26 protein-coding genes are annotated in these 24,460 nt (G+C 59.8%); 10 read left to right on the plus strand and 16 right to left on the minus strand.

The genetic code is table 11. The features are described 5' to 3' along the window. Positions 1-26: 26 nt before the first annotated feature. Positions 27-644, minus strand: coding sequence for a cupin domain-containing protein (locus tag CK944_RS15455; protein ID WP_205049057.1), 618 nt, complete (start codon positions 642-644; stop codon positions 27-29). Between the two features lie 117 nt (positions 645-761). On the opposite strand from CK944_RS15455, the gene CK944_RS15460 reads away from it, so the two are divergent. The 5 genes from CK944_RS15460 (at position 762) to CK944_RS15480 (ending at position 5,493) form a co-directional block, all read left to right on the plus strand. Continuing rightward, positions 762-2,078 carry an FAD-binding oxidoreductase gene (locus CK944_RS15460; RefSeq protein WP_103173993.1) on the plus strand — a complete coding sequence of 439 codons (1,317 nt, stop codon included), beginning with the start codon at positions 762-764 and terminating at the stop codon, positions 2,076-2,078. A 39-nt stretch (positions 2,079-2,117) separates the two neighbouring features. Continuing rightward, complete coding sequence (locus tag CK944_RS15465) at positions 2,118-2,963, plus strand: ABC transporter substrate-binding protein (protein WP_205049059.1); 846 nt, start codon at positions 2,118-2,120, stop codon at positions 2,961-2,963. Between the two features lie 136 nt (positions 2,964-3,099). Continuing rightward, positions 3,100-3,762, plus strand: a complete 663-nt coding sequence (locus tag CK944_RS15470; protein WP_103173968.1) for an amino acid ABC transporter permease — start codon at positions 3,100-3,102, stop codon at positions 3,760-3,762. A gap of 8 nt (positions 3,763-3,770) precedes the next feature. Further along, complete coding sequence (locus tag CK944_RS15475) at positions 3,771-4,499, plus strand: amino acid ABC transporter ATP-binding protein (protein ID WP_103173994.1); 729 nt, start codon at positions 3,771-3,773, stop codon at positions 4,497-4,499. Positions 4,500-4,563: 64 nt separating this feature from the next. Further along, a complete protein-coding gene (locus tag CK944_RS15480) occupies positions 4,564-5,493 on the plus strand; it encodes a glyoxylate/hydroxypyruvate reductase A (protein WP_103173969.1) in 930 nt (309 codons plus the stop codon). 150 nt (positions 5,494-5,643) lie between these two features. On the opposite strand, the gene CK944_RS15485 is transcribed toward CK944_RS15480, so the two are convergent. Next, the gene (locus CK944_RS15485) at positions 5,644-6,582 is read right to left on the minus strand and encodes a LysR family transcriptional regulator (protein ID WP_103173970.1); all 939 of its coding nucleotides are present in this window, start codon (positions 6,580-6,582) and stop codon (positions 5,644-5,646) included. 178 nt (positions 6,583-6,760) lie between these two features. Between CK944_RS15485 and CK944_RS15490 the strand changes: the two genes are divergently transcribed. The 5 genes from CK944_RS15490 to CK944_RS24015 all read left to right on the plus strand — a co-directional run bounded on the left by CK944_RS15490 (position 6,761) and on the right by CK944_RS24015 (position 11,738). Next, complete coding sequence (locus CK944_RS15490) at positions 6,761-7,495, plus strand: HAD-IA family hydrolase (protein ID WP_103173971.1); 735 nt, start codon at positions 6,761-6,763, stop codon at positions 7,493-7,495. A gap of 8 nt (positions 7,496-7,503) precedes the next feature. Further along, positions 7,504-8,805 carry an FAD-binding oxidoreductase gene (locus CK944_RS15495; protein WP_103173972.1) on the plus strand — a complete coding sequence of 434 codons (1,302 nt, stop codon included), beginning with the start codon at positions 7,504-7,506 and terminating at the stop codon, positions 8,803-8,805. 46 nt (positions 8,806-8,851) lie between these two features. Continuing rightward, positions 8,852-9,892: a tartrate dehydrogenase gene (locus CK944_RS15500; RefSeq protein WP_103173973.1), complete on the plus strand. Its 1,041-nt coding sequence runs from the start codon at positions 8,852-8,854 to the stop codon at positions 9,890-9,892. Beyond that, a complete protein-coding gene (locus CK944_RS15505; RefSeq protein WP_205049060.1) occupies positions 9,889-11,346 on the plus strand; it encodes an NAD-dependent succinate-semialdehyde dehydrogenase in 1,458 nt (485 codons plus the stop codon). Before CK944_RS15500 ends, CK944_RS15505 begins: the two co-directional genes overlap by 4 nt. Positions 11,347-11,516: 170 nt before the next feature. Then, positions 11,517-11,738 (plus strand): cupin domain-containing protein, encoded by a 222-nt coding sequence (locus CK944_RS24015; RefSeq protein ID WP_239986097.1) that lies wholly within the window; start codon positions 11,517-11,519, stop codon positions 11,736-11,738. Between the two features lie 34 nt (positions 11,739-11,772). Here CK944_RS24015 and CK944_RS15515 read toward each other — a convergent pair whose 3' ends face one another. From CK944_RS15515 to CK944_RS15580, 14 genes are all read right to left on the minus strand, one after another. After that, the gene (locus CK944_RS15515) at positions 11,773-12,675 is read right to left on the minus strand and encodes a LysR substrate-binding domain-containing protein (protein WP_103173975.1); all 903 of its coding nucleotides are present in this window, start codon (positions 12,673-12,675) and stop codon (positions 11,773-11,775) included. Between the two features lie 92 nt (positions 12,676-12,767). Continuing rightward, complete coding sequence (locus CK944_RS15520; protein ID WP_103173976.1) at positions 12,768-13,022, minus strand: hypothetical protein; 255 nt, start codon at positions 13,020-13,022, stop codon at positions 12,768-12,770. Between the two features lie 48 nt (positions 13,023-13,070). Then, the gene (locus CK944_RS15525) at positions 13,071-15,107 is read right to left on the minus strand and encodes an FAD-dependent oxidoreductase (protein WP_103173977.1); all 2,037 of its coding nucleotides are present in this window, start codon (positions 15,105-15,107) and stop codon (positions 13,071-13,073) included. A gap of 70 nt (positions 15,108-15,177) precedes the next feature. Continuing rightward, a complete protein-coding gene (locus CK944_RS15530) occupies positions 15,178-15,900 on the minus strand; it encodes an amino acid ABC transporter ATP-binding protein (protein ID WP_158248024.1) in 723 nt (240 codons plus the stop codon). A 53-nt stretch (positions 15,901-15,953) separates the two neighbouring features. Further along, positions 15,954-16,607 carry an amino acid ABC transporter permease gene (locus CK944_RS15535; protein ID WP_239986098.1) on the minus strand — a complete coding sequence of 218 codons (654 nt, stop codon included), beginning with the start codon at positions 16,605-16,607 and terminating at the stop codon, positions 15,954-15,956. Between the two features lie 164 nt (positions 16,608-16,771). Then, positions 16,772-17,518 (minus strand): amino acid ABC transporter permease, encoded by a 747-nt coding sequence (locus CK944_RS15540; RefSeq protein ID WP_103173979.1) that lies wholly within the window; start codon positions 17,516-17,518, stop codon positions 16,772-16,774. A gap of 63 nt (positions 17,519-17,581) precedes the next feature. After that, on the minus strand, positions 17,582-18,448 hold the full coding sequence (locus CK944_RS15545) for a transporter substrate-binding domain-containing protein (protein ID WP_103173980.1): 867 nt from the start codon (positions 18,446-18,448) through the stop codon (positions 17,582-17,584). Positions 18,449-18,640: 192 nt separating this feature from the next. Continuing rightward, entirely contained in the window at positions 18,641-19,540 is a 900-nt protein-coding gene (locus CK944_RS15550; RefSeq protein ID WP_103173981.1) for an IS30 family transposase, read from the minus strand. A 182-nt stretch (positions 19,541-19,722) separates the two neighbouring features. After that, positions 19,723-20,022 carry a hypothetical protein gene (locus CK944_RS15555; RefSeq protein ID WP_103173982.1) on the minus strand — a complete coding sequence of 100 codons (300 nt, stop codon included), beginning with the start codon at positions 20,020-20,022 and terminating at the stop codon, positions 19,723-19,725. A gap of 127 nt (positions 20,023-20,149) precedes the next feature. After that, complete coding sequence (locus CK944_RS15560) at positions 20,150-21,190, minus strand: CNNM domain-containing protein (RefSeq protein WP_103173983.1); 1,041 nt, start codon at positions 21,188-21,190, stop codon at positions 20,150-20,152. Next, positions 21,187-22,563, minus strand: coding sequence for a hemolysin family protein (locus tag CK944_RS15565; protein ID WP_103173984.1), 1,377 nt, complete (start codon positions 22,561-22,563; stop codon positions 21,187-21,189). Before CK944_RS15565 ends, CK944_RS15560 begins: the two co-directional genes overlap by 4 nt. A gap of 145 nt (positions 22,564-22,708) precedes the next feature. Further along, positions 22,709-23,233: a TIGR00645 family protein gene (locus CK944_RS15570; protein ID WP_103173985.1), complete on the minus strand. Its 525-nt coding sequence runs from the start codon at positions 23,231-23,233 to the stop codon at positions 22,709-22,711. 51 nt (positions 23,234-23,284) lie between these two features. Next, entirely contained in the window at positions 23,285-23,911 is a 627-nt protein-coding gene (locus CK944_RS15575) for an exopolysaccharide biosynthesis protein (protein ID WP_103173986.1), read from the minus strand. A 75-nt stretch (positions 23,912-23,986) separates the two neighbouring features. After that, positions 23,987-24,460: DUF2076 family protein (locus CK944_RS15580; RefSeq protein WP_103173987.1), on the minus strand; the 474-nt coding region annotated here is incomplete at its 5' end.

Here is a 24,460-nt window from a genome sequence, read left to right on the forward strand (position 1 = left end):
TGCCGCCTGCTTGCGCGGCAGTCAGGTTAGTCGGGCTTGTTCACCCAAAGCACGAAAGCTTCCGACTCCCCGGAATTGAAGAAGCGATGCCGAATGGTTGAAGGCAAGGCAAAGCCATCTCCAGCCTGCAGCAGATACGTTGCATCCTCAATCTGCAGCGTAAAACTGCCCGAGACGACATAGCCGAGTTCTTCGCCTGAGTGGGTATAGAATTCATCCCCTGACGAACCCCCTGGCGCAATTCGCACGGCGAAGGATTTGATCTTCTCGATCAACTCGGGCGACGCACGGCGCTTCATCACGCCACCCGCATTCAGCACTTCCGGCTGATCAGATGCGCGCAACACATAGGGATTAGCGCGTGACGCGCTGGCGAAACCTTCGGGATCGATCAGCTGGGCGGGACTCATGCCCAGAACATCGGCAATGGTGTAAAGTGTGCGCACCGTCGGCGAAACGAGGCCACGTTCAATCTGCGACAAGGCCCCAGTCGAAAGCCCGGACTTTTCGGACAGCTCCCCTTGGGTCAGTGAAAGCACTTGACGCCGTGCACGAATGCGCTCGCCAATGCCATCGGTCTTAGCAGGCTGAGCAGCGGCAAATCTGCTCTGACCACCTTTGCTCATAGGTTTGCTCTGCGTCATAGCGTCACCACTTCATGATGGCTTGCACTGTTTTTAGTATTCTGCTTCATAACGACAGGACTTTCAATAAACTAAATTCTTTAGTGGCAGTAGCTCTCTGCAGAAGGGATGCAGCAGATGTCAGAACAGTTGTACAAGTCGCAGCCCTACTGGTGGGAGGCTGCTCCGCCGCAGGTGCAGGAACGCCAAGAAGTTGCTGCGCACTGCGATGTGGCAGTGGTTGGCGCGGGCTATGCTGGACTTTGTGCCGCGCTTCATCTGGCTCGCGCCGGGCGGAGGGTCCAGGTCTTTGAACGAGAAGCGCTCGGATCTGGCGCATCCAGCCGCAACGGCGGCATCACCAGCGGCAACATCCGCCCGGGAGCCGCTGAGCTGCAGCGAGCCTATGGGGCTGAACGGGCTTCAAAGATTATCGCGGAGGGCCACGAGGCCCGGGCCTATCTGCGCGCCTTTCTTTCGACAGAGCAGATTAATTGCGATTTCCAGCCGGTGGGTCGGTTCTACGGCGCCCTGACAAAGGACGGATATGAAAAAATCGCTCGCGAAACCGAGACAATGGCTCGGGCTGATGGGATTGAGTGTTGGGCGGTGCCTGCCGTCGAAGTCGACCGCTACATTCGTACCGACCTTTATCAGGGCGGCGTGGTCCGGATGGACATCGGGGGTCTGCATCCCGCAAAATTCCAGGCTGAGTTGATCCGACTTGCCCAAGCGGCAGGCGTGGTCATTCACGGTGAGACGCGGGTCGAGAATGTTACTGTTGGTGAAAGAGAACACAGGGTCAGCACCAGCCATGGTCATTGCTTTGCGACCCAGGTCTTGGTATGCACCAATGGCTATACCGATCACAGTGATCGCTGGCTCCGCCAGCGACTGGTTCCTCTGCGCTCGCGCATCATCGCAACCGAAGATCTTGGCGAGGAGCGTGTAAAGGCGCTGATGCCGGCACTGATGATGTATGGCGATACCCGTGCCATGACTTACTATTACCGCCCGAGCCCTGATGGCCGCCGCATTCTATTTGGTGGCCGCGACACTGGATTGTTCGGCGACAACACCGCGCCGACCAAGCATAATCTGCGCGAGCTGCAGCGCATTTTTCCTGATCTGGAAGGGGTTGGGTTGAGCCATTCGTGGTCGGGCTTTGTAGCCATGAACCGCGACATGGTGCCGCGCATCTTCAACCGAGGCCCTATTCATTATGCCACCAGCTTCTGCGGCTCGGGCGTCGTCTGGGCCCCTTGGCTCGGCCTGAAAATCGCCCGAAAGCTTCTTGGAGAACCCGGCGGCGACAGCGGCTTTGATTTCCGTCCCCCGCGCTTGGTCCCGACGGTCGCCGGCAAGGCGTGGTTCATGCCCGTGGTGTTTGCCAATCTTGCCCGCCAAGACAGAAGTGCTGAAAAAGCCGGCGCGAAAGAGCGCGGGGCCGTCTGAGAAGCATCGCTTGCCCAGCGACAATGAATACACACTAAAATGAAATTTGTTGACCAAAGATTTCACTTCGCTAAAGTTCACCAGCGAGCGGCCCCGGGATCCGCCTTCCGAAACGAATATGGTCAGGAGAATACCATGCGTCTTAACAAGATCTGCAGTCTCGCCCTTGCAGCCGTGGTAACAATGGGCGCCGCCGCAACGGCGCAGGAAGCAGTCACTATTGGCTCTTCGCCGACTGGCTTGCCTTTCACCTTCGTCAACACCGAAACCAAGAAGATGGACGGGGTTTTGATTGACGTCATCGAAGCAATCAAGGGCGATCTCGAGATCGAGCCCACCTTCGAGCCGACCCCCTTCTCGGCACTCGTTCCTTCGCTGACCTCGGGCAAGATCGATATGATCGTCTCGGCCATGTTCATCACAGAAGAGCGCGCCAAGGTTGTTGACTTTTCGGATCCAATCTATGGCTATGGCGAAGGGGCATTTGTGCCTGTTGGCGATGACACTGCTTATACCAAATGGGAAGATCTTTCGGGTAAGACCATTGGGGTACAGCAAGGCACGACCTTTGTGGACTTGTTCCAGAAGTCGGGCATCTTTGCCGACGTAAAAATCTACAAAGGCATTCCGGACATCATTGCCGATGTGAATGCCGGCCGGATCGATGCAGGTATCGCAGATGGTCCGATGGCAGCCTATTACATCGCACAGGGCCAGTTCCCGAAAGTAAAAATGGTGGAAAGCTACGAGGCTTCTGCCGGTGGTGAATTCGGCGTCGCATTGCGTCAGGGAGATCCTCGCCGCGAAGCCATCAACACAGCTATTGCCCGCATCAAGGAAGACGGCACTTTGGCTGAAATCCTCGCCCAGTACGGCCTGAAATAGGACTAAAACTAAATCTGCAGGTCAGCCCTTTCGGGCTGACCTTTTTTAGCGACAAGGACTTTCAGTCCTGACCTGGCATGCTCCTGCCGGTTACGTCTTACGCGGCATCTGACTGCCAAGATACAGAGACAAATCAATGCAAAACTTCCTGCTGGATGCTCGCGAATTCTTCCCTGTGCTGTTGCAAGGGGTAAAGTTCACGCTGCTCGTCACGTTCGGGGCCCTGATCCTTTCCACCGCTCTCGGCCTTGTCTGGGCTCTGATGCGCGTTTCGGGGATCACTTGGCTGGCAAAACTGTCGGCTACGATTGTCAATGTAATTCGCGGCATTCCGATCCTTGTCCAGCTTTTCTACATCTATTTTGTCCTTCCGGAATTCGGCATTGCGTTTACCGCGCTGCAAGCCGGTATCATTGGCCTTGGTATTGCATATTCTGCTTATCAGGCAGAGAACTTCCGCGCCGGGATTGAAGCCATCGACCATGGTCAGACTGAGGCCGCGCAGTCTATCGGCATGAGCTGGTTCAAGACCATGCGCCGCGTAATTCTACCCCAAGCCGTGCGGGTGATCCTGCCCCCCTATGGCAACATCCTTGTTATGCTGCTGAAAGACAGTTCGCAGGCCTCAGCCATTACTGTGGCCGAACTTACCATGCAGGGTCAGCTTCTGGCTTCCTCGACCTTCAAGAACATGAGCGTCTACAGCCTTGTGGCTCTATTCTATCTCTCCCTCAGCTTGCCCCTGATGATGTTTGTAAGCCGCCTCGAGAAGCGCTTCGGCAAGAGCAAAGGACACTGAACATGGCGATGATTGAACTGAAGAACGTCACCAAGTCCTTTGGTCAGTTGCAGGTACTGAAAGGCATCAACGGTCAGGTGCAAAAGGGTGAGGTTGTCTGTCTGATCGGACCTTCGGGTTCAGGCAAATCAACCATTCTCCGCTGTCTGAATGGTCTCGAGACATATCAAGGCGGCGAGATCCGCATCAATGGTGCTCTGGTGGACGCTACCAAACCGGGCATTCGCCAACTGCGTACGAAAATGGCAATGGTTTTCCAGCGCTTCAATCTTTTCCCGCATCGGACAGCCTTGGAAAACGTGATCGAGGGACCGGTCCATGTGAAGGGGGAAAACCCCAAGGAAGCCCGGGAATATGGGCAGCATCTATTGGAGCGCGTTGGACTTGGCGCCCGAGTCAACTACTATCCGAGCCAGTTGTCGGGCGGTCAGATGCAGCGCGTAGCGATAGCTCGGGCACTGGCAATGCGTCCGGAGGCGATCCTGTTTGATGAACCGACCTCTGCACTTGATCCGGAACTGGTCGGAGATGTTCTGGATGTGATGCGCAGCCTTGCCGATGAAGGCATGACGATGCTGGTGGTGACCCATGAGATGGGTTTTGCCCGGGACGTAGCGGACCGCGTTCTGTTTCTTGACGGCGGCGTAATCGTTGAACAGGGCCCGGCAAAAGAGGTTCTTGGCGCCCCGCAGCATCCACGCACGCAGGACTTCCTGCGCCGCGTTCTCAATCACTGAGACTGCCGTTAGTCCGGCTGACCCGTCTTTCCAGACGGTGGACCTGTTGCTCAAAGGAGCTGTAATGAGCTTTTATTCGATGATTGATGCGGAGCGCAGCGAGATCATCCGCACAGCATTCGCTCGGGACCTGCCCGAAGTTACCTTCCTGACTGGGGAAATCACGTCCGAACAGGCTGCAACCGTCCGGCATCTGCTCTGCTGGCAGCCGCCGGAGGATTTCGTAACCCGCTTTCCCCAGCTTGAGGTCATCTTCTGCTCGGGCGCCGGGGTCGATCAGTTCCTGGCTCGGAACCTGCCCGCGGGTGTCAAACTGGTGCGCATGACTGAGAACGGGATCCTCAGGATGATGCAGGAGTACGTGGTCCTGGCGGTTCTATCGCTACTCCGCGACCTGCCTGCCTATCTGGAACAGGCACGCAAGGGGGAGTGGTATGCGCGCCCTGTGCAGCGCGCCGAAAATCGCCGTGTGGGGGTTATGGGGCTTGGCCAACTCGGCCTTGGGGCGATCGAGGCTTTGCGTCCCTTCGGCTTTCCGCTACGTGCCTGGGCCCGCAGCCCGCGTGAGATTGCCGGGGTTCATACCTTTCACGGCGAGGGTCAGTTGAACGCCTTCCTGCATGGCAGCGATATCCTGATCTGCCTGCTGCCGCTTACTCCCGAAACCACAGGGCTGATCAATGCCCCCTTCCTTGCCTGCTTGCCACGAGCTGCAAATCTTGTGCTGGTTGGACGCGGCGATCAGACTGATCAGCAGGCTTTGCTAGATGCGTTGAACTCTGGTCAGATCGCGTCCGTCTTTATGGATGTCACCAGCCCAGAGCCCCTTCCTAGTGATCACCCTCTCTGGCGCCATCCAAACGTGATCCTCACCCCGCATATCGCCTGCGTCACTGATGCAGAAGGCGCTGCCGAAATGCTGGTTCACAATCTACGCCTCCTCGCACGAGGGGAGCGACCTGCAGGCGAAGTAGATATCAGCCGCGGCTATTGAGATTTTCTACCTAGCGCTTCTTCAGGGACCAGGTTTTATGAAACGGCAATCGATGATGAGACCACCCCTGCACCAGCTACCGCCTGCACTTCGAAGACACAATGGCGGCAAGGAACATCTGCCATAGTCGATGGACACCCATCAAAGGCTTTACCTCAGATCGGGAACGGCTAGGTCTGGATGAGAGGCTGACATAAATCGGTAATCGGCTTGCATTTCTGCAATGATCCAGTCGCGAACTTGCGCCACGACGTCTCGAGCCGCCTCGGCCTCATTCTCGATAAGGCAGCAGATCCGCTCGGCGGTGCAGCTGCGGGGAATTACCGGTACCAACTGGCCTTCGTTCATCCAGTGGCCGACTACGTTCAGCCAGCCCCAGCAGATCCCTTGGCCAAGAAGCGCCGCTTGGATAACGATGGCGTAGTCGCCGAAATATTGCGAGCTTGGGTGTATGGGACGAAGCTGTTCTAGCACATCATTGGCAGGGACGAAATCGGACCCAGAAAGCAAAATCATCGTGTCGGCATAGGCTCCATCCTTGCGCTTCTCGCGATAAGACGGGCTACACAACGGGACCAAAACCTCGGGCATTATCGTATGGATGTTGCGTCCTGCTGTAACCTTGTCTGGAAGCAGAAAGCGCATTCCAAGATCCACATCATTGACCGCTCCAGTCAACGGGCCCATCAACAGCTGAAAACGGAGATCAACGTCGGGAAACGCCGCTTTGAACTTCATCATGCGCGGCATCAGCCAGTGGGTTGTAAACGCTGTTGAAACAGACAAAGTAACTGTACTGTCGTTATTGGCGCGACGTTCTATTTCGCCAATGGCTGCCCCGATTTGGGACATAGCGCGACTGGTCGCCTGGAACAACAACTGGCCGTTTTCGCTGAGCGTCAACCCACCCGTGCCGCGTTTGAAAAGGGACACAGCCAAATGCCCCTCCAACCGCTGCATCATGCGGCTCACAGCAGCAGGCGTCACGTTCAGTTCCTCAGCCGCTTTTGAGAAATTGCGGTGTCGTCCTGCAGACTCAAAGGCGAACAGTGCGTTAAGCGAAGGAAGTTTGCGACGATAGTTTCCCATTACATCATGTAACACTCGGCACGATTTTATTTCAATTGCCCGAACGCTCTTCAGCCGTCAGATTTCGCTGCAGGCCGCAAGTGGCTGATCGGGAGAGTTCGGAGCGGCGAGCCTTCTTTTACATCAAGGACAATTGTCTCCGCCTGCCTGGCGGCCAACAGATGAACGGAGCAAGAAGATGAAACTGACCGACTTCAAAGTGATGACCTTCGACGTGGTTGGCACCCTGATAGACTTCGAAAAAGGCGTTCTGGACGCCATCCGTGAGCTGGGCGGACCCAAGGCCGCGGCCGCGAGCGACTACGAGATCTTCGAGCCCTATCTGCGTGCCCGCGACAAGTTCTATGGTCGCTCGTCCTTCGCCTTTCGCGACGTTTACCTGTCCATTGCCGAGGAAACTGGCTTCGACAGTTCGGAATCAATCGCGAATGCTTTTCAGCTGACTGTCCTGCGGTGGCCAGCCTTTGCAGACTCGGTCGAAGCCCTGGCACGCCTGCGTAAGAAGTTCCGCCTGGTCGCCATGACCAATGCCGATCGGACCGCGTTTACGGCATATGAGCATACGCTTGGTCGTCCGTTCCATGACGCCGTGACCTGCGACGAAACCGGCTATGCCAAGCCTGCGCCCGAGTTCTTCGCGTACAATAAAGGGCGGCAGTCGGCCTTCGGCTTCAAGCAATCCGAGATCCTTCATGTTGCGCAAAGCCAGCACCATGACATCGGCATCGCACGGGAACTGGGTTACACAACCTGCTGGATCCAGCGTCGCGCCGGACAGGAAGGCTTTGGAGGTTCACCCATTCCGAAAGTTGTGACCACTCCCGACTATCACTTTACCACGCTGAAGGAACTCGCCGATGCCGTGGACGCGGAACTGGCCGGAAAGCCGGTCAGCGCCGCCGCTGCTGCCTGAGGCGAACAATGGCCCGGTTCCCCCTCACCGATGTTGCGTCCCTTTGGCAGGACACCGCAGGCGCGCCGCTCCACTCCGAGTGCCTCAAAGGTGAGGTGCAGGCCGAAGTTGCGATCATTGGCGGGGGGTATACGGGCCTTTCCACTGCATACGCACTCGCCCAGCAAGGCGTCGACGTCGTTGTTCTCGAGGCCAATCGGCTGGGCTGGGGTGCGTCGGGACGCAACGGCGGGGTCGTCTCCGGCAAGTTCAGGATGAGCTTTGCCGACATGGCGCGCCGCTGGGACATTCAAACGGCTCGGCGAATGCACGATATCGGTATCGAGGCCATTGAGAATGTCAGCAAGCTTCTGGCAGAGTTCGAGATCGATGCCGACTTTCAGCCTCGCGGCTCGCTGCGCTGTGCTCACCGGCCCGAAGCCTTGGCGGGCTTGCAGGGCGAATGCATGTGGCTGCAGAACCAGCTTGGCGACACTGCCGTGACAATGCTCGGTGCCGAAGAAATGGAGCATGAAACCGGCTCCCGGGACTTTTGCGGAGGCATGCTGAACCGTCATGGCGGCGTGATCCACCCGCTGAAGTTCCACCGCGGGCTGGTTGCCGGCATGCGCCGCCGGGGCGTCCGCATTCACGGCGAAAGCCCGGTAACCAGTCTCGAGCAGCTGCCGAAAGGCGGTCTTCGCCTGCATGTGCCCGGAGGCTCGGTTCGGGCTTCTCAGGCCGTGCTGGCAATGAATGCCTATTCGTCGCTGACACCTGCGGGCGATGCCATCAAGCGGCGTGTTGTGCCGTTTCGTTCGGCGATGATCGCGACCCAGCCTCTGAAGGGCACGCCGGGAGAGGCGCTGCTGGGTCAAGGACGCAGCTATACCGAGACCCGGCGTATGATGCGGTGGTTTCGGAAGTCGGGAGATCGCCTGCTCTATGGTGGACGGGGCGCATTCGGCAAGAATGACAGTGCATCGGCCTTTGCTGCGCTTGAACGGGCGATGATGCGTCAGTTCCCCCAATTGGACGGCTTGGAAATCACCCATCGCTGGTCGGGTCTGGTGGCCATGACAATGGACAGCCTCCCTCATATGGGACGGCTTGATGACCGGCTTGTTTATGCGATGGGCTACAACGGCACAGGCGTCGCCCTCAGCAGCTATATCGGCCAACATGTCGCCTCAGTGGTTCTGAACAAGCCCGCCGACGCGGGACTGATTGGCAGCATGCCGCTGCGAAATGTCCCATTCTATCCGGCTCGCGAGGTCGGTGTCAGACTGGTGGCCGGCTGGTATCAGTTTCTTGACGCCATCGGCAAATGATACTGGCTGGCAAGTCAGCCACACAGGCTTTGAAGAAAGATACCTCATGTCCCATCGTATTGCTCTGATCCCCGGAGACGGCGTTGGTGCCGCCGTCGTCGAAGCAGCCATGGCCGTGGCCGATAAAGCCGCACCCGGGCTGCTGCGGACCGAGACGTTTGGGTGGTCCTGCGACCATTATCTTCAGACCGGCCGCATGATGCCCGAGGACGGGATCGAGAGGCTGCGGGGGTTCGACGCGATCTTCCTGGGGGCGGTTGGTTGGCCGGAAAAGGTTCCTGACAGCGTGTCGCTGCATGGATTGCTTCTGCCGATCCGCAAGGCGTTTGTCCAATACGCCAACATTCGCCCGCACCGCCTGCTGCCTGGCGTGGAGGGGCCCTTGAAGAAAACCGGCTTTGACATCCTCTGCATCCGCGAGAACACCGAGGGTGAATATGCCGGTGCAGGCGGACGCGTTCACCAGGGCACGGGAGACGAGGTCGCCGTGGAAACGGCGATCTTCACCCGCGCAGGCGTGGAGCGCATTCTGCGCTTTGCCTTTGAGCAGGCAATCGGCCGGCGCAGAAAGCTTGCCTCGGTCACGAAGTCGAACGCGCAGAAACATTCAATGGTGTTCTGGGACGAGGTGACACGCGAACTGGCCGCCCAATACCCGGATGTGGAGGTCAGCCACTACCATGTCGATGCCATTGCCGCGCGTATGGTCATGGCTCCGGAAACGCTTGACGTGGTGGTGGCCTCGAACCTGTTCGGCGACATCCTCACCGATCTGGGGGCAGCAATTCAGGGCGGACTGGGTTTTGCGGCGTCCGCCAATATCGATCCGACGCGCCAGGGCCCCTCGATGTTCGAACCTGTTCATGGCAGTGCTCCGGACATTGCGCATCTTGGGATCGCCAATCCGATCGCTGCCATCTGGTCGCTCTGCATGATGCTCGAGCACTTGGGCGAGAGGGAGGTGGCGTCGCGCATCATGGCTGCGGTTGAGGCCACAACGGCGAATGGCAAGGGCACCGTTCCCGGCCGAGACACGACTCATCAGATCACAGCAGCTATCCTGGCTGCATTGGGGAATACGGCATGAAAGACCTGTCTTGGCTCCAGGACTCCGCATTGTTCTGCCAAGCCGCGCTGATTGGCAGTGAGTGGGTTGCAGCGGATGACGGGCGCGCCATTGACGTGACGGATCCTGCCACCGGTGCAGTGATCGGCACAGTGCCCGATGTTTCCGCTGCGCAGACCCGAGCAGCGATCGATTCCGCCGATGCCGCGTTCCAGACCTGGCGAAAGCGTTCGCATGCGGAACGGGCGGGACTTCTGGAACGCTGGTTTGAGCTGATGAACGAGCACGCCGAGGATCTGGCGCGGATCCTCACCGCAGAGCAGGGAAAGCCCCTGTCAGAAGCGCGTGGCGAGATCGCCTATGGCGCCAGCTTCGTCAAATGGTTTGCCGAGGAGGCCCGCCGCATAGACGGTTGCGTGATACCCGCCCCCGGGAGCGATCGCCAAATCGTCGTGCTGAAGGAGCCAGTTGGCGTTTCGGCGATCATCACGCCTTGGAATTTCCCCAATGCGATGATCACCCGCAAAGTGGCGCCTGCCCTCGCGGCCGGTTGCACCGTGGTGATCAAGCCATCCGAACTGACGCCCTTCTCAGCGCTCGCCCTTGGCGTTCTGGCCCAGCGTGCGGGCATTCCAGCCGGCGTCATCAACATCGTGACCGGCATGCCCGCTGCAATCGGTGCCGAGTTGAGCGCCAGCCCTACGGTCCGCAAGCTGTCCTTCACCGGATCGACCCGAGTTGGCGCGATCCTGATGGAACAGTGCGCTCCCACGATCAAGCGCCTTTCGCTGGAGCTGGGCGGCAACGCGCCCTTTATCGTCTTTGACGACGCCGACCTGGACGCGGCGGTTGAAGGCACCATCGTGTCGAAGTTCCGCAACGGCGGCCAGACCTGCGTGTGCTCAAACCGCATTCTTGTGCAGGCGGGAGTTTACGACGCCTTTGCGCAGAAGCTTGCTGAAAAGGTGTCGGTCATGCGCGTCGGTTCGGGCATGGACGAGGGCGTGGAGATCGGCCCGATGATCAATCAGCCCGCGATTGACAAGATCCATCGCCATGTCGAGGATGCCTTGGCCAGGGGCGCAACCATTTTGGCGCAGGCCGCGGTGCCGGACGGTCAGTATGCCGCACCGACCGTCCTGGGTGGCGCCACGACGGCCATGGTCCTGGCCAGCGAGGAAACCTTTGGCCCCATCGCGCCCTTGTTCCGGTTCGAAACTGAAGATGAGGCCATTGCCATCGCCAATGCCACACCCTTTGGCCTCGCCGCCTATTTCTACACGGAAAACCATCGCCGCGCCTGGCGTGTGGGTCAGGCCTTGGAGTTCGGGATGGTGGGGCTGAACACCGGCTCCGTTTCCACCACCGTTTCGCCTTTTGGCGGGGTGAAGCAGTCTGGGCTAGGCCGCGAGGGCGCACGCAGCGGGATTGAGGAATATCTCGAAACCAAGGCTTTCCACATGGCCGGGCTTTGATCCGCAGCGCTCAGGAACTGACAGCATGCCCAGACTTCTGACGAATCAACGCAAATCCTTCCGGCTCCCCCGAGGCCAGCAAGGCGGCACCCGAACGCCTGATTGCCGGCGACCCCTCCTATCTGACCCGGGTGCTTGACCGGTCCCGCGAGGATGCCGTTGGCGATCCCATGCGAACCGGCGTTTGGGAAGCTTCGCCGGGCAAGACCATCTCGGCCAAGGGCGAGACCTTTGAGTTCTGCCATATCCTCAGTGGCGTCATGCAGCTGACGGAAGACGGTGAGGAGCCAGTAACGTATCGTTCTGGTGACAGCTTCATCATGAAGCCCGGATTTCGTGGCATCTGGAAAACCATTGAAAGAGTGCGCAAGATCTACGTCGTGGTGGAATGATCCGGATTTTCTGCCTGCAATAGGCTGTCCTGCTCTACCAATTCCGGAGCGCCAGAACGCGGTCACGCTCATCCTCGGCGCAGCCGAGAAAATCATCCACTATGGCGCGTTTATAGTCCTTGCGGGGCATCATTCGCGCGATACGGCAAGGAATGCTGGGCTGAAAACGACGAATTACGACATTGGGATCCGTCTTGAGGATAGCCGTGATGGGATCGATCAACGCGACGCCAAGGTTTTCGCGCACCAACGACAGCATTGCCGATGAAATAGAGGTTTCAGCGCTGCTGCGAATGGTGACACCGGAATGCTGGAACAGTTCGTCCATCAATCGGCGCGGCGCCACGACCGAGGTCCAATGGACCATGCATTCGCCTTGGAGGTCACTTGGACGCACCATGTCCAGTTCGGCCAGTCGATGCCCTGCCGGAACCGCCAAGACATAGGGCTCGTCTATGAACACCCAGGTGTCAAAGCCGGATCGCCGGAAGGGGGTCTCGGCAAGGCCGAGTTCGACCTGGTGATTGGCCACCCACTGCTCAACACTGTGGGAGGCAAGGACGTGCGAGGTGACACCCACATCGGGCTTCACTCGTGAAAACCGGCCGATCACCCGTGGCATGAAGTCGATGCCGAGGGCAGGCAGAACCGCCACTGTCACATTCGTCTCGTGACCTTCGCGGATCTGGCGGGCGCGTGTTTCGAGTTCCGAAAGCGAAATAAAGGCTCGCTCGACATCCTCAATCAGGGCATGGGCTTCCAGGGTCGGGACCACCCTGCCCTTACGCCGCTCGAAGAGTTTGATCTGTAAATCTTCTTCCAATCGGTCCAGCATTCGGCTGACTGCTGACTGGCTCCGACCTAAGGCCTCGGCCGCGCCTGAGACGGTGCCGGTCTGCATGGTGATCCGAAACGCTTCAAGCAAGCTGGCCTTCATCCTAGCCTCCGGGAAAAGGTGGCATCGTAATGCCCTTGCACCACGCTTGTGAATGGCTTGCAGTTAATCACCACAGACCGGCTGCACCTCGCTCAGACCAGCGGAACGCCAGCCTGTTTGAGCCGCAGCTTCACATCGCCTAGATCCCCCTTGTAGTCCCAAACCTGAACCGTGTTGTGCGGGCAGGCGACGAATAGATGGTCCTCGGTGAAGGACAGTATACGGTCCAGTCTGATAACCTTCTCGACAAAATCGGTTTCGGGCAGATCGCGCTTGATCAACTCGCCCGCGGCATCATAGCCAATGTGAACGCTGCGGGCACGGATGAACGCGGTGAAATAGGCCATTGGGATGTTCCTCCTGAAAGAATGGCAAGGCGGTAATGCGGAGCCCGCTCAGCTAAGGCGGCAAAGACGGAAAGCGTCATAGATCGCGGCGTGGACATTGCGCGAGGCCTGCGCATCTCCAATCCTGTGAAGCTCGAAGCCGCTTTCTCCTCTCGGCTGCGGACGCTGTGCGACAAGAGCGTGAATATCAGTCTTGCCGTTGTTGCCGGATCGGCCACGCAGTTCGTCATAGATGTCGTTCATGGGCAAGGTCCCCATCTCGACCAGCAGGTGATCCACCAGCAGTGCGCGGGTGTCGCGGGTCAGTTCGTTCAGCACCGTGGCTTCAATACGGTTGCCCTCCCGTCGAGCCGAGATCAGTCTGGTGTCGATCTCGGGACGGATACCGCGCTTGGCGAATTCTTTCCGCCACCGGGTCGTCTCGGGGTAGACTTGTTCCTGCGACAGTTCCTTGTCGATGGTCGCGAAGGTGACTTGTGCTCCTGCCTCATGAGCCGCAAGAGCTGCGAGCTGGGCTGAGTGACGGCCAGTGCCGTCCCAGATCAGGACGTCGCCCTTGACGGTGATCTGCCGGCTCAGCACCTCCCATGGGGAGATCGCCAGATCGGATCCGGGACCGAAATCCGTTTGCGGCATGCCGCCGGTGGCAAGGATGACCAGATCTGGATCAAGTGCCAGGATATCGTCAGTATCCAGATAGCTGTTGCACGTCACCTCGACACCCAGGTGCTGCAGCTCCATCAGCCGCCAGTCCACGATGCTGATGAGGTCGCGCCGCCAATCCTGCGCTGCCAGAAGAAGCTGCCCACCCGGTTTGGCGGCGGCCTCAAACACCTGCACGTCATGGCCACGCAGGGCCAGAACGCGGGCGGCCTCAAGGCCTGCAGGACCCGCGCCGACCACCACGGCGTGACGCTTCTGCTCGGCCGACACAGGCGCAATTTCGGAAGGGAACAAGGTTTCACGTCCGGTTGCGGCATTGTGCAGGCATTTTGGTCGGAACCCTGACTGGCAATGCCCGGCGCCGACGCAGGGACGGATGCGGTCCTCCTTGCCCTCCATCAGCTTGCGGACCATATGCGGATCAGCGATCTGCGGGCGGGTCAAACCCGCCATGTCGATCTTGCCGCTTTCGACAGCATAGCGTGCGGTTGCCAGGTCTGACAGCTTCGCCGCATGAAAGACTGGCAGTCCGATATGGTCTTTGAAGCGTCCGACCGCATCGACCCAAGGCGCGGAGCCGACACCCATTCCCGGCATGTTCTCTTCGGACAACGCACGCGCCGTGTCCATGGAGCCGTAGATGGCATTGACAAAATCGATTGCGCCTTCGTCGCGCAAGATTGACGCAGCCTCCAAGCATTCCTCAGCCGACAGAACGCCATCCTGCCCCTCGTCCACGACATAACGGATGCCGACCAGGAAATCATCGCTGACCGACTTGCGGATGGCCTCGTGAACCATGAGTGCGAACCGGACGCGGTTTTGAAGGCTGCCTCCAAATCTGTCGGTTCGCAGGTTGGTCTTGGGAGATAAGAACTGGCCGATCAGGTGTCCCCCCGCCAGCGTCTCGATCCCGTCCAATCCACCTTCTTCACAACGCCTGGCTGCCGCGCCATAGGCTTTGACGACCCGAGCGATGTCTTCTTCATCCATTTCGCGCGGGATCGCCCGGTGCAGGGCCTCGCGCACGGGTGATGGGGCGATAGCTGGCAGCCAATCCTGCGCATAGGGTTCGGCTCGGCGCCCCAGATGAGTGATCTGGCACATCAGGGCGGCACCTTGAGCGTGCATCCGTTCGGCAAAGCGCCGGAAGTGAGGGATGATATCATCCGTTCCGACGTCGAGTTGGCTGAACACATTGGGGCTGTCGCGATCCACGTTCGAGGATCCGCCGAACATCGACAACGCCACGCCTCCCCGCGCTTTTTCCTCGTGATAGGCCTGGTAGGCCTCCTGCGGAAAGCCGTCTTTCTGCAACCCGCAGGCATGGCTGGTAGACAAGATCCGGTTACGAAAGGTTGTCTTCTTGATTGTCAAAGGCCTCAGAAGCGGATCGCGAACGGCTGTCGTCTGGATAGTCATGGCACTAACTCTCTGTTGGCCGCGGACGGGTCCGGGCCGGCGGTCTTGTTGCTGTTGAACGGCTTTGGGCTCAAAGAACCTTGGACAGAAACTCCCGGGTTCTCGGATCCTGGGGATTGCCGAAGACCTGCTCGGGCGGGCCTGCTTCGACAATCCGGCCGCCATCGGTGAACACCACCCGATCCGCAATTTCTCGAGCGAAGCCCATCTCATGCGTGACAAGGACGCAGGTCATGCCCTCGGCGGCCAGCTCCTTGATCGTCAGCAGGACTTCCTTCACCGTTTCGGGATCAAGCGCCGCAGTAACCTCATCGAACAGCATCATATCCGGACGCATGCACAACGAGCGGGCAATCGCCACCCTTTGCTGCTGGCCGCCCGAAAGCTCGCCGGGATAGTAATCTTCCTTGTCGGCGAGCCTGACCTTGGCCAGCAGGGCACGGGCCCGTTCGCGAACCTCGGCCTTGGGCTCCTTCAACACCAGCAGCGGCGCCATCATCACGTTGTCCAGAACCGTCCGGTGCGGAAACAGGTTGTACTGCTGAAACACCATCCCGACCTTGCGCCTCAAGGCCAGCTTGTCGAACCCTGCTGAGGAGATAAGCTGTCCTTCGACATATATCTCACCTGCATTGATGGGCGTCAGGCCATTGATGGTGCGGATGAGGGTGGACTTGCCGGACCCCGACGGGCCAATGATGCAGATGACCTCACCTTGATGGATGGAAAGGTCGATGCCCTTCAGAACCTCCAAGGCGCCAAAGGATTTGCGAAGGCCGCGAATGTCGATGATTGGCTGGTCCGGCGTCCAGGAACCGGGAGTATGAGCGTTCACATTGACCTCGCTTATGCTGTCGCAAACCGGCGTTCCAGTCTCTTGGTCCAGACCGAAACAGGATAGATGAAGACGAAAAAGATAGACATCAGGAACAGGTAGAACGGGATCAGCAGATCCGGGCTGGAGCCGGCCGCCTCCATGGCTGCCTGCGTGTTGCCCAAAGCCTCGTTGACCCCCAGGATTGCCGCGATCGGGGTCATCAGCGTCAACAGCGCGAACCAGTTCATCCAAGGCGGCAGCATGCGGCGCACGCACTGCGGCAGGATGACATGGCGCATAGTTTGGGTGCGTGTGAAGGCCAGACTTTCAGCGCTTTCCCATTGCCCTGTTGGGATCGAGGCCACGGCGCCGCGCAGGATCTCGGCGATATTAGCCATGACGGGAAGCGTGAAGCCTACCGTCGCTTTCACCCAGCCGGGGATCATCACGGTGCCGAGGTATGGCAGGCTGACCTCAAACGGGACCATCAGCATGATGGCAAACAGGATCACCAGCCAGGGCGAGTTGCGGAAGATTTGCGTGATGAAGCGCGCAGGCACCCGGATCAGGGTCATGTCGCTTATCTGCATGAAGCCTAGCACGACGCCCAGGATCGTGGCCAGCAACATGGCAATGACGCTCATGACTATATTCAACAGGAAGCCTTGCAGGATGAAGGGCATCCACTGGACAAGGACGCCCATGCTGCCCGAGGCTGCGTCGGGAAAGGCTGCGCGCAGCCCCTGATAGGCCAGATAAAGCGCACACAGCCCGGCAAGTACGATCACAGTTCCCTTGACGATGGCCGGCATGGGTCCGAAGGTTCGGGGTTGAACGGCAGATCGGGTCATTTTCCCATCCCAGGCACGTACATTCGCTTCTCTAGCCGTCCCATGACAGCCCCGATGATGGCGACAACAGCGATGTAGTAAATGAACAGCAGCGTCATCATCTCGCCGACGTTCATACGATCGTTCCAAACGCCGCTGAGCGCATAGGTCATCTCGGGAACGGCGATCACGTAGGCAATCGACGTCGTCTTGGCTAGGCTGATCAGGTTGCTGGCAAGGGCCGGCAGCGAGAAGCGAATGCCCAACGGCAATGTGATGTAAAGAAAGGTTTGGAGCGGACTGAACCCCAGGGCTTCGGATGCTTCGGCCGTGGTTTTTGGCACCGCTTCGATGCCCGCTCTAAAGATCTCGACATTATAGCTGCCGCCGAAAATGCCAAGTGCGATAACTGCCCATCCGAAGGCCGAGATCATGGGTTCGTACCACCCGCCCATATCAACCTGCGGCGTAAAGGCGCCTAGCCCGAAATAGAAGAACAACAGTTGAACGACGGGTGGAGTGTTTCGGAACAACGCGATATATGCAGCGACGATCACCTGCAGGATGCGCGATCCCGATTTTTGCGCCGCGGCGCCGATTAGGCCCACAACAAGCGACACGATCAGAACGCACAGGATCAGCAGAAGCGAGGTTTTGACGCCCTGCAGAAGGCGCGAAAAATCATACTCGTCGAAGAACGGCGAGAAGTTCAGCCCCGTCGCCTCCTGAAGCGACAAAAACAAGGGCGCGATGAAATCAAGCATGGGACAGGTTCCTACAACGAGCAGAATGTTGCGGCGGTGCCATGGGCAACGCCGCCGATCATGTTACTCGGTCAGGTAGGACCTGTCATAGACCAGCTTCTCGTGCATATCGGCCAGCCATTTCGTCGGCTGAATACCGTATTTTTTCTCCAGCTCGATCAGGGTGCCGTCTTCGTGCCAGCCGTAGATCAACCCCGACAGCATCTTGCCAAAGGCCCCATCCCGTTCGGCGAGCGGAACACCGGCGCCCCAGGGGTTAACAAACAGCGTATCAACGGGCATGGCAAAGCCTTCCCACTGACCGCTGGCCAGATCGGCAGCGATGGAGCTATCGTCATAGAACCAGGCCACGCACTTGCCCGATCGCAGCGCCTCTTTTCCTTCGGTGTTTCCACCAAATGCCAGCAGGCGGCCACCGAACTGAGTCTCGATCAGCTGGTTATAGACCACGCCCTGCTTGGCGCAGATGGGCTTTCCCTTGACGTCCTCCCAGGATGTGATTGCACCCTCGCGCGCCAACAGTGTGGGTCCTGAGGCCCAGTAGGCGGGTTCTACAATACCGACCAGTTCCCGGCGGTCGGGGCGGTCATACATGCCGCCTATGATCAGATCGATGCGCTTCTGTTCCAGAAACTGCATCCGGTTGGCCGAAGACACCTCGACCAGTTCCAAATCGACACCCAGTGTATCTGCCACGCGTTGTGCCAGGTCGACCTCGATGCCCTGCAAAGAGCCATCCTCAGCGCGAAACGCCCAAGGCTTGAATGCGCCCAGCACACCCACGCGAAGAACACCTCGATTGAGGATTTCGCCTAGCGTCTCGGTGCCTTGCTGAACAGCTTCAGTTTCCTGTGCAAAAGCAGGTGCAGTCGCAGCCAAACTTCCGCAGGCCACGGCGACGGACGTGATGATGGTGCTTAGCAGTTTCATATTCCACCCAGTTTTGTTTCTTCTGGTTCACAGGTGCCCTTGCAGCTGATCAACACCGTTCCATTACCTTCGCAAGACAGCGAGGTCGGAGTGAGCCTTTCAGGATCTTAGGTGGACACCCTCAGATAGAAGCTGAGCTTTATCGATTCTCGGCACTGTGCAAAGTGATAAATTATCCGTCCGTAATGCGTTTTATGCATAATGAAGTTTGAACACAGCAGTGTCCCGAGGCAGGTAGCGGCGTAGCCGCCTGTTCATGTTCTCGACCGAGCCCTTTTGCCAAGGCGCCTGCGGATCGCAGAACCACGCCCTTGTGCCCATGCCGGTTTCCAACTCGCGCCAGGCCACGAACTCCAGACCGCGGTCAAAGGTGATCGAGCGCCGCGCGTCGGCGGGCAGGGGTGACATCTCATGAATCAGACGGTTCATGAGGGGCCGAGACTTCCGGTCATTGTTGCGCAGCAGAACGGTGTAGCGGGTCTTGCGTTCGACCAGCGTCGCCACATTGGCATCGCCCTGAGCGCGCTCAAAGATCATCAGATCACCCTCCCAATTCCCGAACTGGCTGCGATCGTTGATCTCGGACGGCCGGTTATGGATGCTTGTTTCCACAGGAAAAGCCCGGTCGCGAGGTGTGCGGGCATAGCGCGGCTTCCGCTTTCGGCGCCGTTCGGGCAGGAGGCGCGCCAGTTGCGCGGACTGTCCTTCGGCAGAATAGACATACTGGTAGATCGTCTCATGGCAGAGCCGGTGCGGGGCACCGGGTTCGATCCTGAGCCGGCCTGCAAGCTGTTCGGGAGACCAGCCTTCCTGAAGGCAACGGATCACTTCGGCGCGTAAGTCCGGAAGACGCTCGAGCTTGCGCCGGCGGGAACGCCTGCGGTCGGCCTGGGACTGAGCCGTCACATGCCAGTATCCATCAGCCAGCGGGACATCCTTGTCATGCCACCAGTTGCGCTTGACTTCGCGGGTGATGGTCGAGCGACTGCGGCCGAGCATCTGCGCAATCTTCGTCTTCGGCACCTTGGCCTGCAACAAACGCGCTATCACGCGGCGTTCGTCCAGCGTCAGGTTGGTGAAAGGGCGCCTCATCACGTGCTCCTAAATAGCTTCAGGAAACTATCAAGTGATGCATTCCAGAATGGAATGTGCCCCGTCGCGATCGCGATCAACGGGTGTTATGGAGCGCTTAGTTTCTCGCTAACAGCGGTGGATGCTCCTGCTGATCCCGCAATTGCTGCCCGAACTGTGAATGAGGGATGTCTGCGATCAGGCTACACCAGGCTCAACACGGTCATCAGGATGACACTGGCTCCGCGCGCGAGATCCGCATGTACCCTCGGACCCTGATAACGCTCGGCCGATCGCCAGGTGCCGATGACCGCCATGATGTTGTAGGGCACGGTAAACGCATAGCCGGCAATCAAGGCTTCCCACGGTCGATCAAGACTTAGCAGTGTCAGAAGCGCGATGATGGCGGACAGGTTGATTGCCAGCCCCACCATCACCGTCCATGTCCAGAATGCCTCATCCAGCGGCAAATCGCCCCGCCAGAATGCCCGCAGTCTGCTCATCGCAGCATCCGCCGCACGGCATGTCCGGGTCGCCGATGTTCGGCAGCGGGATCCCAGCCCGAAAGGACTTCAAGGCATGGCAATGATCGTTCCAGGGACCATTGCCACAGAACCTGAGGCCCTTCTGTCATGAGGGCGCCGCTCCAAGTGCCGAGGTCGCAACATTGCCTCCCGGCAAAACCCGCTTGACGATGTCGGACAACGAGATGACCCCAAGCAGGCGGCCGTCTTCCATGACCACGGCCAGTTGGACGCTTGCGGCGCGCATGCGGGACAAGGCTTCATAGACCGGCATCCTGGGGTCCAGGACATGCGCCGGACGGGTGATCGAGGCGACAGGGCTGGCGTCAGGCAATAGCAGGGTATCGCGCACATGCACGACAGTGGGAACAGGTCCCTGCCCCGTCATCAGGATGCGCATGTGCCCCGAGACACGGCCAGCCGCACGAACATCTGCCGCCGTTGCCGTTGGTCCTACTTGTGTCAGCTCCTTGCTCTTTCCGATCAACGCGGCGACCCGCAGCGTTCCCAGGTCGATCAGGCCCGACAGCTGCTGCTGCACCTCCGGAGCCAGCGTCCCGACCTTGGCCGAATGCTCGACCAACTGGCGGATGGTCGCCGCGTCGCGTCCGCCCACGGCAGCCTTTTCGACAGGCTCGACACCGCTGGCCTGGACCAGCCGGTTTGCAAGCCGGTTCACCCATCCCAACAAGGGGCGCAGCGGCCAGATGAAGGCTTGTGCGATCAGGCCCACCGTCATCGCCGAGCGCTCGGGATGGGCGATGGCCCAAGACTTCGGCGCCATCTCGCCCACGACAAGATGCAGGAAGGTTACGACGAATAGAGATAAGGCGAATGCCGCGCCTCCAGCCAGCCACAGGGGCAGTCCCAGATCAGCCAGGACCGGCCCCATCCAGGCATCAAGGGCCGGTTTCGTGACTGCGCCCAGGGCAAAGGTGCAGACGGTGATACCAAGCTGCGCGCCGGCGAGCATTAGCGTCAGGTCGTTCATGCCCCGCAGGGCGGCACGGGCAGACCGCCTGGTCGGCGCCAGTTCCTCGAGCCGGTGGCGCCGCGCGCCCAGCAAGGCGAACTCGATGATGACGAAGAGCGCGCTGAGCGCGATCAGGGCCATCGTCACCAGGGTGACAATCAGGGGGTCTTTCATGCGTCATCCTCGGTGATCAGGCTTTCCACCAGCCGCACCCGCAGCCGCGTGGGGACATGGCGCTCGACACGCAGGACCTCGACCTCCAGCAACCAGCGGCTCGGGTCACGATCCACCAGTTCGGCGGGATCGATGGGCAGCGGGATCGTGACCCGCTCGCCTTCGGCGGGCAGCGCGCCGCGTTCGGCGATCAGCAGGCCCGCGACGGTTTCCACATCGGGCTGCGGCAGGTCGCGGCCAATGGCGCGCCGCAACTCGTCTAGGTGAACGTCGCCGTCGATCAGCCAGCTGTCCTCGGTTTCTGGTGTCAGCCCATCGCTGGGGCCGTCATCATGTTCATCGGTGATCTCGCCCACGATCTCCATCGCCAGGTCCTCAAGCGTCAGGACGCCGGCAAAGCCGCCATATTCGTCAATGACGCAGGCCAGCTGGTTGTTGGACGAGGCCAGCAGAGCCAGGGCATCCGGCAGCGCCATCAGGGTCGGGATCACTGTGGGTTTCCGCATCACATCCGCGACGGTTCCGCCCATGTTGCCCGAAGTCTCGTGAGCCAGCACATCCGCCAGGTGAACGACCCCGACCGGCGTATCCTCGTCGTCAATGACTGGATAGCGGGTATGGGCACGCGCCATCATGCCGCGTAGTTCCTCCAGCGTCGTATTGGGGCTGACCCAATCCACTTGGGACCGCGGCACCATGGCATGTTCGACATCCTGCTGCGGGAAATCGAGGATCCGGTCCATCATCAAGGACAGCTCGACCGGCAGGTCGCCGCTGTCGCGGGAGTCCTCGATGATGTGATGAAGATCGTCCGCCGAGGCGGTGACATCGAGATCATGCACAGGCTCGATCCGCAGGGCCCGCAGCAGCAGATTGGCCGCCTTGTCGAACAGCCCGATCAGCCAGCCGAAGACGGTCAGGTAGATCAGCGTCGAGCGCGCAAGCTTGCGAGCCAGCGGTTCTGGGTCAGCGATGGCCAGGTTCTTGGGGTAAAGCTCGCCAAAGATCATCTGTATGATCGTGGCGGCGAGAAGGGCCAAGATGGTGCCGATCGCAACCCCGACCTCGGTCGAGATGCCCGCCCCGCCCAGAAGTACGCCCAGCGACTGGCCGACCAGCGGCTCGGCCACGAAGCCCACCAGAAGGCCGGTGACCGTGATACCCAGTTGCGCCCCCGACAGCATGAAGCTGGTGCGCCGCGTCACCGCAAGCGCCCGCTTGGCCGCGGCATCACCTTGCGCCGCCTGCGCTGCCAGCCGCGCGCGATCCACGGACATGTAGGCGAATTCCTGGGCCACGAAATACCCGTTGGCGGCGATGATCGCCAGGATCACGAGGGTTCCGATCAGAAACAGAAGAAGCGCCTCGATCATCGGCTGGTTCTCCGGCGACTTCGCGGAAGGATAGGCTCTGGGCTGGGATGCATCGTATTTTCTTGCCTTTGTGGCTGTTCAGGAAGGATGACGTCCGGGAACGTCATTTGGCACGCATGGATTTCGAAAATCCATGACAGGCGGATCACGAGGGAGCCGCCTTGCGGTATTTGAGCGACTTGGCATGGTTGGCGATCCAGTCCATGGCTGCCAGCAGCACGCCCGAGATGACGAAGACCAGGTGGATGATCACCATCCAGCGGATCTGGTCGGCGGGATATTTCCCGACATCCATGAAGACCTTCAGCAGGTGGATGCCCGAGATTGCCACGATCGAGGCGACCAGCTTCAGCTTGAGGGCCGAGAAATCGACATCCCCCTGCCATTCGGGACGATCCTTGTGATCCATCAGATCCATGCGGCTGACGAAGTTCTCGTAGCCCGAGAAGATCACGATCAGAAGCAGGTTGGCGGCCAGGCTGAGGTCGATCAACGCCAGCACGCCGAGGATCGCGTCATTGACGGTCATCACCGGAACGATCAGCACGAAGCGCCCCAATTCCATCAGGAAGATCCAGACCAGGATCACCAGGGCCACGGCCAGACCCAGATACATCGGGGCCATCATCCAGCGGCTGGCAAACAGCCCGCGTTCAATCAGTCGTTCCATTATCGTTATCTAGCGTATGGGAAGGTTCTTCAGGGTCCTGCGTTGGTCCAGTCACAGTCCCAGCAGGCGCAACAAGGCCGTGATCAGGACCGCCACGGCACTGGCGAGAAAGACGGTTGTGGCGAGGCCGAACAGCACACCACCGAGGATCCAGAGCCCGTCCCGCTCTAGCGCACCCAGGGCAATGATCGCGATGGCGGTGGCAGGCAGCAGGTTGCCGAAGGGGATCGGCAGGATCAGCACGATCGACAGGATCAGGCACACACCACCCACAGCCTTTATCGCTAGAGGGGAGCTGAGCACAGCAAGGCGGGGACGCAGCAGGCGCTCGACCCGGTCAAGATAGGGCATGGCGCGAGTAATCAACGCGCGAAAATGGGTAATATCGAAGGACCGGTCTGCCAGGAACTGCGGCAGCCAGGGCATTCCTCCCCGCGTCACCTGCCATGAGAGATACAGCATTGGCAGGCCCAGGACCGTCGAGGTGCCTGGCGGATTGGGAATGGCGTTTGCAACCGCGAGAATGAGAAGAAGGCCGATCAGGCCCCGATCACCCAGTGCCGTCAGCAGCTGTGCGATCGACAGGCGCGGCTCGCTCCAACGCTCGGCCAGATGGGTCAGCGCCCGACTGAGGGTCGTCGGACGCGGTTCGCTCGGGAACGTGTCAGGGGGTCTCATCAAGGTCCTGGGGCCGGAGGTCTCCTGCGGGATCGAAGGGGCTGCACCCGCCGGAATGCGGGTGCAGCTTTTGCATCATTCCTCGTCGCCGCCGTCGTCGAAGCCTGCGTCGTCGAAGCCCGCATCTTCCTCGGGCATATACTCGTCAACTGCCGCTTCCGCTGCTTCGGCTGGGCCGGCGAACATGCCACCGATCGCGTTGCCCAGCAGCACGCCGCCGGCCACGCCCATGGCGGTCTGCGCCGCGCCGGCCATGAAGCCACCACCGCCACTCGGACGTCCGCTATTCCAGGGAGACCCGCCCTGCGGAGCCTGGCCGTAGCCCTGCGGCGCCTGTCCATAGCCCGGCTGCTGCCTATAGGCTGCGGGTTGCGGGCGCGGGGTCATCGGGCGCGGCGCTTGCTGCTGACCGCCGCCGAAGAGCCGCCCGAAGAGGCCGCCCTGCTGGGGTTGCGGCTGGTGCTGAAGCTGCTGGATCTGGTCCTGTGCCGCGTTCAGGGCCTGTTCCTGCACGATCACGGTCTGGGCCAGGTAATAGGCCGCGCCGGG

It is taken from the genome of Paracoccus sp. SY (assembly GCF_002901215.1).
Classification (GTDB): domain Bacteria; phylum Pseudomonadota; class Alphaproteobacteria; order Rhodobacterales; family Rhodobacteraceae; genus Paracoccus; species Paracoccus acridae.

Bases quoted from the DNA above. Each gene is read 5' to 3' on its own strand.
- CK944_RS15455 (WP_205049057.1), bottom strand. From the start codon at position 644: ATGACGCAGAGCAAACCTATGAGCAAAGGTGGTCAGAGCAGATTTGCC.
- CK944_RS15460 (WP_103173993.1), top strand. From the start codon at position 762: ATGTCAGAACAGTTGTACAAGTCGCAGCCCTACTGGTGGGAGGCTGCT.
- CK944_RS15465 (WP_205049059.1), top strand. From the start codon at position 2,118: ATGAAATTTGTTGACCAAAGATTTCACTTCGCTAAAGTTCACCAGCGA.
- CK944_RS15470 (WP_103173968.1), top strand. From the start codon at position 3,100: ATGCAAAACTTCCTGCTGGATGCTCGCGAATTCTTCCCTGTGCTGTTG.
- CK944_RS15475 (WP_103173994.1), top strand. From the start codon at position 3,771: ATGATTGAACTGAAGAACGTCACCAAGTCCTTTGGTCAGTTGCAGGTA.
- CK944_RS15480 (WP_103173969.1), top strand. From the start codon at position 4,564: ATGAGCTTTTATTCGATGATTGATGCGGAGCGCAGCGAGATCATCCGC.
- CK944_RS15485 (WP_103173970.1), bottom strand. From the start codon at position 6,582: ATGGGAAACTATCGTCGCAAACTTCCTTCGCTTAACGCACTGTTCGCC.
- CK944_RS15490 (WP_103173971.1), top strand. From the start codon at position 6,761: ATGAAACTGACCGACTTCAAAGTGATGACCTTCGACGTGGTTGGCACC.
- CK944_RS15495 (WP_103173972.1), top strand. From the start codon at position 7,504: ATGGCCCGGTTCCCCCTCACCGATGTTGCGTCCCTTTGGCAGGACACC.
- CK944_RS15500 (WP_103173973.1), top strand. From the start codon at position 8,852: ATGTCCCATCGTATTGCTCTGATCCCCGGAGACGGCGTTGGTGCCGCC.
- CK944_RS15505 (WP_205049060.1), top strand. From the start codon at position 9,889: ATGAAAGACCTGTCTTGGCTCCAGGACTCCGCATTGTTCTGCCAAGCC.
- CK944_RS24015 (WP_239986097.1), top strand. From the start codon at position 11,517: ATGCGAACCGGCGTTTGGGAAGCTTCGCCGGGCAAGACCATCTCGGCC.
- CK944_RS15515 (WP_103173975.1), bottom strand. From the start codon at position 12,675: ATGAAGGCCAGCTTGCTTGAAGCGTTTCGGATCACCATGCAGACCGGC.
- CK944_RS15520 (WP_103173976.1), bottom strand. From the start codon at position 13,022: ATGGCCTATTTCACCGCGTTCATCCGTGCCCGCAGCGTTCACATTGGC.
- CK944_RS15525 (WP_103173977.1), bottom strand. From the start codon at position 15,107: ATGACTATCCAGACGACAGCCGTTCGCGATCCGCTTCTGAGGCCTTTG.
- CK944_RS15535 (WP_239986098.1), bottom strand. From the start codon at position 16,607: ATGCCCTTCATCCTGCAAGGCTTCCTGTTGAATATAGTCATGAGCGTC.
- CK944_RS15540 (WP_103173979.1), bottom strand. From the start codon at position 17,518: ATGCTTGATTTCATCGCGCCCTTGTTTTTGTCGCTTCAGGAGGCGACG.
- CK944_RS15545 (WP_103173980.1), bottom strand. From the start codon at position 18,448: ATGAAACTGCTAAGCACCATCATCACGTCCGTCGCCGTGGCCTGCGGA.
- CK944_RS15550 (WP_103173981.1), bottom strand. From the start codon at position 19,540: ATGAGGCGCCCTTTCACCAACCTGACGCTGGACGAACGCCGCGTGATA.
- CK944_RS15555 (WP_103173982.1), bottom strand. From the start codon at position 20,022: ATGAGCAGACTGCGGGCATTCTGGCGGGGCGATTTGCCGCTGGATGAG.
- CK944_RS15560 (WP_103173983.1), bottom strand. From the start codon at position 21,190: ATGAAAGACCCCCTGATTGTCACCCTGGTGACGATGGCCCTGATCGCG.
- CK944_RS15565 (WP_103173984.1), bottom strand. From the start codon at position 22,563: ATGATCGAGGCGCTTCTTCTGTTTCTGATCGGAACCCTCGTGATCCTG.
- CK944_RS15570 (WP_103173985.1), bottom strand. From the start codon at position 23,233: ATGGAACGACTGATTGAACGCGGGCTGTTTGCCAGCCGCTGGATGATG.
- CK944_RS15575 (WP_103173986.1), bottom strand. From the start codon at position 23,911: ATGAGACCCCCTGACACGTTCCCGAGCGAACCGCGTCCGACGACCCTC.